Below are 13319 nucleotides of genomic sequence, written 5' to 3' on the forward strand. Positions count from 1 at the left end.
ATCCTGGCGCCATACCCATGGCCGTCACCGTTTCCACTTACGGCTATTCCCCTCCGCCTGTCAGCGGCGCATATGTCGTATCTGCCAGGAAAGAGGTCGAAGAGCTGCTGACTGAAATCCGGGGGCAAATGACTGCCCAGATTGAAACAGCGCTAAAAGACGGCGGTGCAACGCGCGGCGATGATGCGCAGATTCGTATCCGGGTCACTGGGACTCACCACACCATAACGGGTCCAGGGGCTGTTCTGGTTGTTTCCGTTCACTTCAAGGAATCACCGCCAGGCACAAAGCCTTGGTCCGTTGAAATCAAGGGAGGTACGCCCATCGGCAGTGACAGCAAAAGCGTGGCGGGCAAATTTGCAAGAACGGCTGTTGCGGAGCTGGCTGCGGCAGGAATTATCAAGGTCAGGGCGCAGTAGTTTGGCGGTTTTCAAGTTCAGGTAGCAGGCCGTTGCGCTTCACGCAAGCAAAAACACCTTGATCTCTGTGACCGGCAGTGGCTCTTTTCCCAAGGGCAGCGAGGCGTCTTTGGCTGGTGGATCCCGAAGCCGCTGGACAAGGTGGTCCGGCAACGCCTGAACCGGGCGGGCTTGACGCACATCAAACGCGGCCCAATGGCTTGCCTTGCTTGCTGCTAGATGACTTGAAAAGGGGCGTAAAAGCCCCAAACTCGGCAATAACCGCTCCTTTGTGAGCCCGGAGCCCCTTTGCGGAGTCAAATTCAATGCGACAAGACAAACTAACCACCAAATTCCAGGAAGCCCTGAGCGATGCGCAGTCCCTCGCGCTGGGTAACGACAACGGCTATATCGAGCCGGTTCACCTGTTGGCCGCCATGCTGCGCCAGGAAGACGGTCCGCGTGCCCTGCTTGAAAAAGCCGGCGTCAACGTGGGCGGCCTCACGCAGGCAGCTGATGCGGCCGTTAAAAAACTGCCGCAGGTGCAGGGCCAGGACCAGATCCAGGTCAGCCCCGACCTCGCCAGGCTGCTGCAGGCCACTGAAAAAGAAGCCATCAAGCGCAACGACCAGTTCATTGCAGGTGAACTCTTTTTGCTGGCTGTGGCCGACAGCAAGAGCGACGTGGGCCGGCTGGCCAAAGAAAACGGCCTGACCCGCAAGGCGCTGGAAGCGGCGATCGACGCCGTGCGCGGCGGGCAGGGCGTGAACAGCGCCGACGCCGAAGGCCAGCGCGAAGCCCTCAAGAAATACTGCATGGACCTGACCGAGCGCGCCCGCCTGGGCAAGCTCGACCCGGTGATCGGCCGCGACGATGAAATCCGCCGCGCGATCCAGGTGCTGCAGCGCCGAACCAAAAACAACCCGGTGCTGATCGGCGAGCCCGGCGTCGGCAAGACCGCCATCGTAGAAGGCCTGGCCCAGCGCATCGTGGCCGGTGAGGTGCCGGATTCGCTCAAGGGCAAGCGTGTGCTGAGCCTGGACATGGCCGCACTGCTGGCCGGCGCCAAGTTCCGCGGTGAGTTTGAAGAGCGCCTGAAAACCGTGCTCAACGAACTCGCCAAGGACGAAGGCCAGACCATCGTCTTCATTGACGAGTTGCACACCATGGTGGGCGCCGGCAAGGCAGAAGGCGCCATGGACGCGGGCAATATGCTCAAACCTGCGCTGGCACGCGGCGAGTTACATTGCGTCGGCGCCACTACGCTCGACGAATACCGCAAGTACATCGAAAAAGACGCCGCACTGGAGCGCCGCTTCCAGAAGATTCTGGTGGGCGAGCCGAGCGTGGAGGCGACGATTGCCATCCTGCGTGGCCTGCAAGAGAAATACGAAGAGCACCACGGCGTGCAGATCACCGACCCGGCCATCGTGGCCGCGGCCGAGCTGAGCCATCGCTACATCACCGACCGGTTCCTGCCCGACAAGGCCATCGACCTGATCGATGAAGCCGCGGCCAAGATCAAGATAGAGATGGACTCCAAGCCCGAGGTCATGGACAAGCTCGACCGCCGCCTGATCCAGCTACAGATCGAGCGCGAAGCCGTGCGCCGCGAAAAAGACGAGTCTTCGAAAAAGCGCTTCGACCTGATTGAAGAGGAGATCGCCAAGCTGCAAAAGGAGATATCCGACCTCGATGAAATCTGGCAGGCCGAAAAAGCCCAGGCGCTCGGCTCCAAGGACGTGATGGAAGAAGTCGGCCGCATCCGCTTCCAGATCGAGGAATTCACCCGCAAGGGCGACTTCAACAAAGTCGCCGAGCTGCAATACGGCAAGCTGCCCGAGCTGGAAAAGCGCCTCAAAGAAGCGCAGGCTAGCGAAGCCAGCAAGGGAAAGTCCAGTGCGCCTACCTTGCTGCGCACCCAGGTCGGCGCTGAAGAGATCGCCGAGGTCGTGGCGCGCGCCACCGGCATCCCCGTCAGCAAGCTGATGCAGGGCGAGCGCGACAAGCTGCTGCTCATGGAAGGCAAGCTGCACGAGCGCGTGGTCGGCCAGGACGAAGCCATCGGCGCCGTGGCCAACGCCATCCGCCGCTCGCGTTCGGGTCTTTCCGACCCGAACCGGCCTACGGGGTCTTTCCTGTTCCTCGGCCCCACCGGTGTCGGCAAGACCGAGCTGTGCAAGGCGCTGGCGGGTTTCCTGTTCGACAGCGAAGACCACCTGGTCCGCATCGACATGAGTGAGTTCATGGAAAAGCATTCCGTGGCCCGCCTGATCGGCGCGCCTCCGGGCTACGTGGGCTACGAGGAGGGTGGCTATCTGACCGAAGCCGTGCGCCGCAAGCCCTACAGCGTGCTGCTGCTCGATGAGGTGGAAAAAGCCCACCCCGACGTCTTCAATGTGTTGCTGCAGGTGCTGGACGATGGCCGCCTGACCGACGGCCAGGGCCGCACCGTGGACTTCAAGAACACCGTGATCGTGATGACCAGCAACATCGGCTCGCCCATCATCCAGTCCATGGTGGGGCAGCCCTATGAGGATGTGAAAGAGGCGGTAGAGGGCGAGCTGAAGAACTACTTCCGGCCCGAGTTCCTGAACCGTATCGACGAGACCGTGGTGTTCCATTCGCTCGACGCGAAAAACATCGAGTCCATCGCCCGCATCCAGCTGCGTACGCTGATAGCGCGTCTGCAGAAGATGGACCTCAACATGGAGGTGTCGGAAGCGGCGATTGCCGAGCTCGCCAAGGTCGGGTTCGACCCGGTGTTTGGCGCGCGCCCGCTCAAGCGTGCGATTCAGCAGCGCATTGAAAACCCGCTGTCGAAGTTATTGCTTGAGGGCAAGTTCCCGCCCAAGAGCACCATCCCGGTGGATGTGGACCCGATCCAGAATCCGGGGGTGTTCAGCTTCGAAGCGGCGGCCGGGTGAGGCCGGGCTGAGCGGCGCCTGCAGCTTGCTATCGGATTGATAGCTGCTCGCGCTTACCAGCGGGGGCTGGTGGCCATTATTGATGTGAAAAAGACAAAAACCCGTTCCTGCGCACGCAGGCAACGGGTTTTTTCTTGCTCGCCGTCTGGGGCGGCAGGCAGAGCCGCTTGCGGCCATGATCCGTTAAAGTCATTCACGAGACCGCACAAAAACCCGCAGCCATCAAAACCATCGACTGCATGGCGGCGCCGGCGCTGCAAAGGAGACAAACGCCCATGAGCACCCTGATCTACACCCACGAAGCCTGTTTCGACCATCGTCCCGGCCCGCACCACCCGGAGTCGCCCGAGCGTCTCGAAGCCGTGCTGCGGGCACTGAAGACGCCGGAGTTTGCGAAGGCGCTCTGGCGCGATGCGCCGCTGGGCTCGTTCGATCAGGTACTCCACGTGCACACACCCGGCTATGTGGAGCAAGTGCAGGCTGTGTCGCCGGCCGAGGGTTACCGCGCGCTCGATGCCGGTGACACCATCCTGTCGCCGGGCTCGCTGGAGGCGGTGATGCGTTGCGTGGGTGCGGCCTGTGCCGGCGTGGACGATGTGGTGACAAGGGAGGCGAGCAACGTTTTTTGCGCTACCCGCCCCTGCGGCCACCATGCCGAGGCCGACCAGGCCATGGGTTTTTGCGTGTTCAACCAGGCGGCCATTGCAGCGCTGCATGCCCGCGAGCGGCACGGCATCCAGCGTGTTGCGGTGGTGGACTTCGACGTGCACCACGGCAACGGCACGCAGAACTCGTTCTACGACGACCCGGACCTGTTCTACGGTTCCTGCCACCAGTCCCAGTTTTACCCCGGCACCGGCGCGCGCCATGAAACCGGCGTGGCTGGAAACATCGTGAATGTGCCGTTTCCGCGGGGCACCGGGTCTGCCGCCTTCCGCGCCGCGATGACCGACCAGTTGTTGCCGGCCCTGCGCAAGTTTGCGCCCGGGCTGCTGATCATCTCCGCGGGCTTCGATGCCCATCATCTGGATCCGCTGGGTGGCCTGAAGTTCACAGACGACGATTACCACTGGATCACCCGGGAGCTGATGAAGGTGGCCGATGAAACCGCCGACGGCCGCGTGGTTTCCGTCCTCGAGGGAGGCTACAGCATGGAAGGCCTGGCCAGCGGCACGGCGGCGCATGTGCGCGCGCTGATGGGCTACTGATCCGGGACGCGCCCGGGGAACGCAAACAGACAGGCCCTAGCTGCCCAGGCCCGCATAAATGGTCTGCACATCGTCATTGGCATCGATGGCGGCCAGGAAGGCTTCGACTTCCTCGAGTTCGGCGGCGCTGAGGGTTGCCGGATCGACCGGGTTTTTCGGCTTGTAGCCCAGCTTGGCCGACAGCACGCTGAAACCCTGGGCCGGCAGTGCGCGGCTCACCAGGTCCAGGTCGACTGCGTCGGTCAGGAACAGGGTGGTGCCTTCTTCTTCGCCCGGCTCAAAGTCCTGGGCGCCTGCTTCAATGGCGGCCAGCTCGGGGTCGGCGCCTGCTGCGGCAGGTTCGGCTTCAATCATGCCCACGTGGTCAAAATCCCAGGACACCGAGCCGGAAGTGCCCAGCTGCCCCTTGCGAAACAGCACACGCACTTCGGATGCGGTGCGGTTCAGGTTGTCGGTCAGGCATTCGACCATGACCGGTACGCGGTGGGGGGCAAAACCTTCGTAGATCACGTGTTCAAAATGAACCGCATCGCCCGTGAGGCCCGCACCTTTTTTGATGGCGCGCTCCAGTGTGTCCTTGGGCATGGAGACCTTGCGGGCCTGCTCCACCACCAGCCGCAGGCGGGCGTTCAATGACGGGTCGGCACCGCTGCGCGCGGCCACCATGATTTCCTTGGCCAGTTTTCCAAATACCTTGCCCTTGGCATTTGCGGCCAGTTCCTTGCCTTTTGCTTTCCACTGCGCGCCCATGTTTGATCTTCCTTGGTGTGTCGTGGCGCCCGATGCGCCCGGCTTGATGCTTATTGATGTGAGGTGAGCGGCCACGCGCGGGATGAGGAAAAAGCGCGGGACCGGGGGCTCTGGTTATACACCCATGGCCGCGGCGGCCTGCCGGCGGGCCTTGCGGGCGAGCTACACACATTGGCATTCCTGAAATTGCTATCTATTTGATAGCTGCTGGCGCACGATGTTATTAGGCTGCAGACATTTTTGATGCCTGAAAAGGGGCAGAAACAGCCTTCCTGGCCGCCCAAACGCTCAAACCACCACGCCGGCGGTCTGTAGAAATGCCTGCAGGGCGGTGAAGTCCAGCGGCTTGGTGAGGTGCTCGTCGAACCCGGCGGCCAGCGCGCGGCTTTTGTCTTCGTCCGTGCCAAAGCCGGTGAGGGCCGCGACCGTCACCTGCTCGCCGCCGTGCAGGGCGCGCAGGGCTGCCAGCACCTCGTAGCCGTTCATTCCCGGCATGCCGAGGTCCAGCAAAACGGCCTGGGGTGCCTGCTGGCGAAACATCTCCAGCGCTGCGGGGCCGTCATAGGCCACTTTCACCTGGCAGTCCATCAGCCTGAGAATCTCCGCCAGGCTATTGGCTGCGTCGCGGTTGTCGTCCACCACCAGGATGGCCGCGCCCGGACCGCTTGCGTCATCGGTGCCGTGCACGCCTGTCTGCGCATTGGGCAGGAAAAAAGTGAATGTGCTGCCGCGGCCGGGGCCCTCGCTTTCAGCATGCAGTGCGCCGCCGTGCATTTCCACCAGGGAGCGTGCCAGCGTCAGGCCGATGCCCAGCCCGCTTTCCCGCGCGGCTGTCTGCGCGTCGCCCTGGGAGAACAGCTCGAAGATCTGGCTGAGCGCCTGGGACGACAGACCCAGCCCGTTGTCGCGGACCGAGGTGTAGAGCTGCGAGCCCTCTTGCCAGACTTTCAGCTCGATCAGGCCCGCCTCGGGGGTGTACTTTGCGGCATTGACCAGCAGGTTCTGCAGGACCTGGGCAAGCCGTGTGGCGTCTCCCTGCACCAGCGGCGACGCGGCCGGGATGTCTGCCTTCAGGCGGTGGCGCCGCGCATCAAACAACGGGCGCACGGCCTCAATGGAGCGGGCCACCACCTGGTTGTAGGAAACCTGCTCCGCCTTGAACCGGATTTTTCCGGTGGTCAGGCGCCCGACATCGAGCAGGTCGTCGACCAGGCGTGTCATGTGCGTGAGCTGCCGGTCAATCATGTCGCGGCTGCTTCGAACCAGCGGGCTGGGGGAGGGTTCCAGTTGCAGGATGGTGATGGCGTTGCGGATGGGGGCCAGCGGGTTGCGCAGCTCGTGCGCCAGCATGGCCAGGAACTCGCTCATGCGCTTGCTGGATTTTTCCAGCTCGTGCAGGCGCCGCCTTTCGGTCATGTCGCGTGTGACTTTGACAAAGCCGCGCAGTTGCCGGCCCGTGTCATACACCGGGGCGATCACCACATTGGCCCAAAACACCGAGCCGTCCCGCCGAACGCGCCAGCCTTCTTCTTCAGCCCGGCCATGCTCCAGGGCCGCCTTCAGTTCGGCTTGGGGTTTGCCGGCCTCCAGGTCTTCAGGACGGTAAAACAGGCTGAAATGTTTGCCGATGACTTCGCTCGGACTGTAGCCCTTGATGAGCTGCGCGCCGCTGTTCCAGCTCTCGATCACGCCGTCGGGGCTGAGCATGAAGATCGCGTAGTCCCGCACCCCTTCGATCATGAACCTGAAGCGTTCCTCGCTCTCGCGCAGCGCTTCCTCGTGAGCCCGGCGTTCCGTGAGGTCGCGTGTGACCTTGCCGAAACCGGCGAGTTGTCCGTTCTCGTCCCTGAGCGCGGTAATGACGACATTGGCCCAAAAACGGCTGCCGTCCTTGCGGATGCGCCAGCCTTCTTCCTCGAAGCGCCCATCTCTTTCCGCGCGGCGCAATTCCTCGGCGGGCCATCCGGCGGCGACGGCCTCAGGGGGGTAAAAGGTGGAGAAATTGCGGCCGATGATCTCGTCGGCCCGGTACTGTTTGATGCGCTGGGCGCCGATATTCCAGGACATCACGTTGCCCGCGGTGTCGAGCATGAAGATGCCGTAGTCCTGCACCGCATCCACCAGCAGGCGAAAGCGATCCGTTGTAATCTGTTCCGGGCTAGGAGCTGGCTTGGCGGACATGCCCGCCATGATAGCCAATTTGACCATCCGGCCTGTCCGCCGTATTCGCGTGGGGGTGTCAGCCGCGCGCGGGTATGCCCAGCCCCTTGACGACCGCAGGGCGCGCCACAAATGCGTCAAGCACGCGCGTCACGTTGGGAAATTTCTGGATTTCCACCAGATCACCGGCGCCATAAAACCCGATCAGGTTGCGCACCCAGCCGAAGGTGGCGATGTCGGCAATGGTGTAGTCGTCGCCCATGATCCAGCTGCGGCCTTCGAGCCGCTGGTTCAGCACACCCAGCAGGCGGCTGGATTCGGCAACGTAGCGGTCGCGCGGGCGCTTGTCTTCATAGTCCTTGCCGGCAAACTTGTGGAAAAAGCCGAGCTGGCCAAACATCGGGCCGATGCCGCCCATCTGGAACATCAGCCACTGGATGGTTTCGTAACGGGCAGCTGCGTCCGTTGGCAGGAATTTACCGGTCTTCTCGGCAAGGTAGATCAGGATCGCGCCGGACTCGAATAGGCCCAGCGGTTTACCGCCAGGACCGTTCGGATCGAGGATGGCCGGGATCTTGTTGTTCGGGTTGAGCGACAGAAATGCCGGCGACATCTGGTCGTTGCTGCCAAAGTCGACGAGGTGCGGCTCGTAGGGCAGGCCGCACTCTTCCAGCATGATCGATACCTTGACGCCATTGGGCGTGGGCAGCGAATACAGCTGGATGCGGTCAGGGTGCTGGGCGGGCCATTTCCGGGTGATGGGGAAATCGCTCAGGGAGGTGGCGGTGGTTTGGGTCATGGGTCGGAATTCTGTTGTCAAAAGCGAAAACGCCGATGGCACAGTACGCTAGTCCCGCTGGCCAGCGGGGGTATTCAGACCCGCCAGCCGCGAAGACCGTAGCCGGGCCTTTACTTCACCGGAATCACCGTGCCCGCCGGCACCGGAACCGCTGTCACGCTGTTCTGCGGCGAACCTTCGATCACGCGGTCGGAATAGGTGAGGTAGACGAGGGTGTTGCGTTTGGTGTCCACCATGCGCACCACACGCAGCTTTTTGAAGACCAGCGAAATGCGTTCGCTGAACATTTCTTCCTGCTTCTCGATCGGTTTGCCTCCCGGGAAACTGATCACGCTGGTCTGCCGGCAGGCTATCGAGGCTTCGGCCTTGTCTTCGGCCACGCCGAATGCGCCCTTGATACCGCCCGTCTTGGCGCGCGAGACATAACAGGTGACGCCGCTCACCTTGGGGTCGTCATAGGCTTCCACCACGATCTTGTGGTCCGGCCCGATGAATTTGAAGACCGTGTCGACCGCGCCGATCTCTTCACCGCCGGCGCCTCCGCAGGCGGACAGAAGCAGCACCAGGCTGAGGGCGCAATAGGCGGGGCTGAATCGTTGCAGGGTGAGTTGGCGCATGAACATGTCCTTGGTGCTTGGTATGGGAATCGGAAGGGCGGCGGGAGGGCGTCAGGTAGCTACTGTACAAAGCCCGCCGCCAGGTGCCTGGGCTGCGCGGCCCTGCGACAAGGTAGTATATTGGATTGCTATATATTTGATAGCTGCTTGCGCTTGTCTTTATTGGGCTGTAGCCATTTCAGGTCTTCACCAGGTCAAAATGCCCGCTCGCAAGGCGTTCCCCATTGACCATGATGTCCACCGCGTGCCGCCCGGCATGGTGCACACGGGTGGTGAAGTCGCGCACGACCTGGCTGCGCGACAGCTGCACGCTTTCGCCGGCGGCCAGCGTCAACTCCTTGAGTTTGAATACCTTGGCCGAGCTGCTGCCCGATTTCTTGACGTAGTGCACCGCGTAGTCCACCACCAGCCGCTGGCTTTGGCGCGAGGTGGATTGCAGTGTGAACGACAGTGACATCCGCTCGCCCAGGGTGAGTTTCTTGGGGGTGATGGACAAACCGGTGATGCCGACGTCCGCCTTTTTACCGGCGCCGATCACACCCAGCGCCTGCCTGTCGCCCTGCTTGATCAGTGTGCGCAGCGCGTGCCGGGCAATCCACGCGGTGTGCGGGTTGTCCAGTGGCCAGCTCTTCAGGCGCTCCAGCACCCAGTCGGGGTGCAGCTTGGTGACGTCGTTGAGGTGGTTGGCCACCGACTTGCGTACGTAGAGGCTGCTGTCGGACTTCAGCGATTCCAGGATGGGCGCGGCAAGTTCGGGGTCGGCCATCAGCGCATCCAGCCTGAAAGACCAGGGCAGGCGAGGGCGGCTGCCTTCGCTGGCCAGGCGCCGCACGTGCTCGCTTTCGTCCCTGGCCCAGGTCTTCATCACGGCCAGCGTGCGCGCAGGATCCTGGCGGACGAATTCGCGGATCGCGAACTCCGAGGTCCCGAAGGCGGTGAAAAACTTCAGCGCCTCCATGGAGGTGTCGAAATCATCGCGCCCATACAGGCCCACATAGTCAGGCAGCACCAGGGTGACAAAGCCGCTGTTGATGCGCGGGGCCAGCTTGCGCAGGATGGCAATGGTTTTCGGGTAGTCGTCGGGCAGCGTGGCGTGCAGGCATTCGCTGGTGCGGCGCAGGCGCTGCATCAGCGAAAGGTCGTCCAGGCCGGGCAGCGCGAGCGAGAGAAACTTTTTGCTGTCAAAACGTGGGTAGACCACGGCGGTTTCTGCCGCGATGTGGCGATAGCGCGCCTTGTCAAAGATGTTTTTCAGGGCGGGCGCTGCTTCGGTGGACATGGCGCGAATTCTCCCATGCTGCTTTGGCAGCGAGCGCCATGATCTGTCCTATATAAAAGATTGCCCGCGCCGATGAGTCAGTTGTCCTGCAGCCGGTGCAGCTGTCGGCGCAGACTGTCCAGCTCGTCCATCAGTTCCATTGCCAGCGCCGCACCTGCTGGGTTAACCCCCAGGTCGCGCTGCAGGCGCACAGCCACGGTGGCCCGGTGCAAGTGCACGCCGGTGAAGCGCCAGACCTCAGGAGCCTCTCCCATAGGCGCCAGCAGGCCTTCGTGTACCAGGTCCACGATGAGCTCCGACTGCGCGGAGCAGGCCCGGCAGAGATCGTCAAGGGTGAGTTCATCCTGGTCTTCCAGGATGAAGCCGGCGAGGTAGCGGGTGGGGGTGTTCATGCCTTGGCTCCCGAGGTTTGCAGGGCGGTGCGCGGCCTGAAGGCCTTGAATGCCGCCGCCATGTCTTCGTACGCTTTCTTTGCCGCATCCGTGTCCGCGGCCGGCAGGACCACCTGCAGCACAAAATAAAAATCTCCCGGGGTCTTGCCCGGCAGCCCGCGCCCCTTGAGCCTGAGCTTGCGCCCGCCGGCAGAGCCCGCCGGGATTTTCAGCTCCACCTCGCCGGTGGGCGTGGGCACTTCCACCTCGGCGCCCAGCGCGGCTTCCCATGGCGCGACGGGCAGATTCATGTACACGTCATGGCCCTCGGCACGGTACAGGGCATGCGGCAGAAATTCAACATCCAGGTAAAGGTCGCCCGGGCTGCCTTGACCCATGCCAGGAGAGCCCTGGCCCGCCAGGCGAATGTGCTGGCCTGCGCGTATGCCCTTGGGGATGACGAACTCGATGCTGCGGTCCTGCATCGTCACGCCGGCTTCACTCTCCATCGGCATGCGCAATTGCAGTTTGCGCGTGGCGCCGCTGTAGGAGTCGCCGATGTCTATCTGGATTTTGGCGTGCTGGTCCTGGCCATGCATGTCAAAGCTGCGGCCGCCGCGCATATCGTCAAAACCAGCCCGGCCTTGTGGCCCTCCGCCCATGCCGCGGAAGATCGCGTCGAAAAAGTCGCTGTGGTCAAAACCTTCGGCTCCGCCAAAATGGGGAGCGCCGGTGGCACCCCCCGAGGCCTGCCCCGGGTTCCAGCCCGGCGGCGGGCGGAAGTCCTGCCCGGCCTGGTAATTGGCGCCCAGCTGGTCGTAAGCGGTGCGTTTCTCAGGATCGCGCAACACCTCGTAGGCTTCGGCGATTTCCTTGAAGCGTGCCTCGGCGTTTTTTTCCTTGCTGACGTCGGGATGGTATTTGCGTGCCAGCTTGCGGTGTGCCTTTTTGATCTCGTCGGGCGTGGCGCTGCGCTCTACGCCCATGACCTTGTAGTAATCCTTGAATTCCATGAAACACTTTCATCAGGGATGGTTTACCTGCCAACCACCATAGCGGATAAGTGCCGGCGCGATTGTCAGCCAAATGCCTGAGAACCCGTTTAGACCGTCAACAGGTTCTGCATCAGGTCTGTAAATGGGGTCAAGTGCCTCAGGGTCAACCCGCAGTGCTGCTGGAGTTGCGTCCCTACTGCTCTGCCCCTGTGGCCCCTATCATGGCCGCATGAGTTCCAGCACACCTCCGTCCGTCCTTCGCACATTGTTCGAAGCCCAGCACCAGGCCAGCCGGGCACAGACAGAGGTTCCGCTGGCCTTGCGCCGTGACCGACTGCTGCGTATTCGTGCTTTGCTGGATGAGCACGGCAGCGCGCTGGCACAGGCCGTCAACGCAGACTTTGGCGTGCGGTCGCCCCAGCTCACCGAAATCGCCGACATCTTTGTGCTGCGCTCGCTGCTGTCCAGTACCCTGCGGCATTTGCCAAAGTGGATGAAACCCGTGAAAGTGCGCACGCCGCTGTACCTGCAGCCCGCGCGGGCCTACCTGCAGCGCCAGCCCTTGGGCGTGGTGGGCGTGGTGTCGCCGTGGAACTACCCGGTGCAGCTGTCGCTCGGGCCGGTCATCACCGCGCTGGCGGCCGGCAACCGCGTCATGCTCAAGCCCAGTGAGCTGACGCCGAAAACTTCGGCCTTGCTGGCGGCCCTGATTGAGCGATCCTTCGCACCTGATGAGCTCTGCGTGGTGCAGGGCGACGGCGCCCTGGCCGCCGAATTTGCCGGGCTGCCGTTTGACCACCTGTTTTTTACCGGCTCCACCGCCGTGGGCCGCAAGGTCGCCGAAGCGGCGGCCGCCAACCTCACGCCCACCACGCTGGAGTTGGGCGGCAAATCGCCCTGCATCATCGACGCGTCCTGCGACATCGACAAGGCTGCCATCAAGATTGCCCACGGCAAATTGCTGAACGCCGGCCAGACCTGCATCGCACCCGATTACGTGCTGCTGCCGAAAGGCAGCGAGACGGCCTTTGGCGAAGCCTTTGCGCGCGCCGTGTCCACGCTGTTCCCCACCATTGCTGGCAACCCCGATTACGCCGCCATCATCAGCCCGCGCCACCATGAACGCCTGCAGGCGCTGCTGGCCCAGGCCGAAGGCGAGGGCGCGCGGCTGCAAACCCTCCAGGCTGGTGCACCCGGCGTGGGCGTGGCATCGCGGCAGATGGCGCCGGTGCTGGTGTTCGATGTACCCGCCGGCTCGAAACTGCTCAGCGAGGAAATCTTCGGCCCCATCCTGCCGGTGATTCCCTATGCGTCGATCGATGACGCGATTGGCTATGTCAACGCCCGCCCCAGGCCGCTGGCGCTGTACTGGTTCGGCACCGACACCGGTTCTCGCGACCATGTGCTGGCGCGCACCGTGAGCGGCGGCGTCACTGTCAACGACACGCTGATGCACATCGCGCACGAGAACCTGCCTTTCGGCGGCGTGGGCGACAGCGGCTGGGGCAGCTACCACGGCGAAACCGGTTTTCTGCGGCTGACGCAGCAAAAGCCGGTGCTGGTGCAGTCAAAGTGGGCGAGGGGAGACCTGTTTTATCCGCCTTATGGAAAACGGTTTGACCAGGTGATGGGCTTGCTCAAGCGCCTGATCTGAGGTTTGACCTGAAGGGATTGGCGTTCTGGTGACGGCGCCGTTCAAATTTCTTTGAGGAAACCCGAATCCTTTTGCCGAATGCGGGCCTCTTTGCCGGTATCAACCACCGACAAGGAGCTCCTGATGTTTTTTCCGCAACGAAATCTTTCCGCCTGTGCGCG

General features: G+C 62.8%; 11 protein-coding genes. 4 read left to right on the top strand and 7 right to left on the bottom strand.

Annotated features, from left to right (window positions below; all coding sequences use genetic code 11):
• Positions 1 to 17 precede the first annotated feature (17 nt).
• The 3 genes from AC1DZE_RS07780 to AC1DZE_RS07790 all read left to right on the top strand — a co-directional run bounded on the left by AC1DZE_RS07780 (position 18) and on the right by AC1DZE_RS07790 (position 4533).
• On the top strand, positions 18 to 419 hold the full coding sequence (locus AC1DZE_RS07780; protein WP_457280432.1) for a hypothetical protein: 402 nt from the start codon (positions 18 to 20) through the stop codon (positions 417 to 419).
• A 305-nt stretch (positions 420 to 724) separates the two neighbouring features.
• The gene (gene clpB / locus AC1DZE_RS07785; RefSeq protein WP_477699929.1) at positions 725 to 3325 is read left to right on the top strand and encodes an ATP-dependent chaperone ClpB; all 2601 of its coding nucleotides are present in this window, start codon (positions 725 to 727) and stop codon (positions 3323 to 3325) included.
• 275 nt (positions 3326 to 3600) lie between these two features.
• Positions 3601 to 4533 (top strand): histone deacetylase family protein, encoded by a 933-nt coding sequence (locus AC1DZE_RS07790; RefSeq protein WP_477699930.1) that lies wholly within the window; start codon positions 3601 to 3603, stop codon positions 4531 to 4533.
• Between the two features lie 36 nt (positions 4534 to 4569).
• Here AC1DZE_RS07790 and AC1DZE_RS07795 read toward each other — a convergent pair whose 3' ends face one another.
• From AC1DZE_RS07795 to AC1DZE_RS07825, 7 genes are all read right to left on the bottom strand, one after another.
• Entirely contained in the window at positions 4570 to 5283 is a 714-nt protein-coding gene (locus AC1DZE_RS07795; protein ID WP_457280435.1) for a YebC/PmpR family DNA-binding transcriptional regulator, read from the bottom strand.
• A gap of 288 nt (positions 5284 to 5571) precedes the next feature.
• Positions 5572 to 7491, bottom strand: coding sequence for a PAS domain-containing hybrid sensor histidine kinase/response regulator (locus AC1DZE_RS07800; protein ID WP_477672979.1), 1920 nt, complete (start codon positions 7489 to 7491; stop codon positions 5572 to 5574).
• 31 nt (positions 7492 to 7522) lie between these two features.
• Complete coding sequence (locus AC1DZE_RS07805) at positions 7523 to 8242, bottom strand: glutathione S-transferase N-terminal domain-containing protein (protein WP_477672978.1); 720 nt, start codon at positions 8240 to 8242, stop codon at positions 7523 to 7525.
• A 110-nt stretch (positions 8243 to 8352) separates the two neighbouring features.
• Positions 8353 to 8859 carry a CreA family protein gene (locus tag AC1DZE_RS07810; protein WP_457280437.1) on the bottom strand — a complete coding sequence of 169 codons (507 nt, stop codon included), beginning with the start codon at positions 8857 to 8859 and terminating at the stop codon, positions 8353 to 8355.
• Positions 8860 to 9037: 178 nt separating this feature from the next.
• Positions 9038 to 10138 (bottom strand): DNA alkylation repair protein, encoded by a 1101-nt coding sequence (locus AC1DZE_RS07815; RefSeq protein WP_477672977.1) that lies wholly within the window; start codon positions 10136 to 10138, stop codon positions 9038 to 9040.
• Between the two features lie 77 nt (positions 10139 to 10215).
• Positions 10216 to 10530, bottom strand: coding sequence for a chaperone modulator CbpM (locus AC1DZE_RS07820; protein ID WP_477699931.1), 315 nt, complete (start codon positions 10528 to 10530; stop codon positions 10216 to 10218).
• Entirely contained in the window at positions 10527 to 11522 is a 996-nt protein-coding gene (locus tag AC1DZE_RS07825; protein ID WP_477672204.1) for a DnaJ C-terminal domain-containing protein, read from the bottom strand. Before AC1DZE_RS07825 ends, AC1DZE_RS07820 begins: the two co-directional genes overlap by 4 nt.
• Positions 11523 to 11733: 211 nt before the next feature.
• Between AC1DZE_RS07825 and AC1DZE_RS07830 the strand changes: the two genes are divergently transcribed.
• Positions 11734 to 13158, top strand: coding sequence for a coniferyl aldehyde dehydrogenase (locus tag AC1DZE_RS07830; RefSeq protein WP_477699932.1), 1425 nt, complete (start codon positions 11734 to 11736; stop codon positions 13156 to 13158).
• The last annotated feature ends 161 nt before the right edge of the window (positions 13159 to 13319 follow it).

The sequence above is a fragment of the Polaromonas sp. P1_F1 genome (assembly GCF_056405795.1).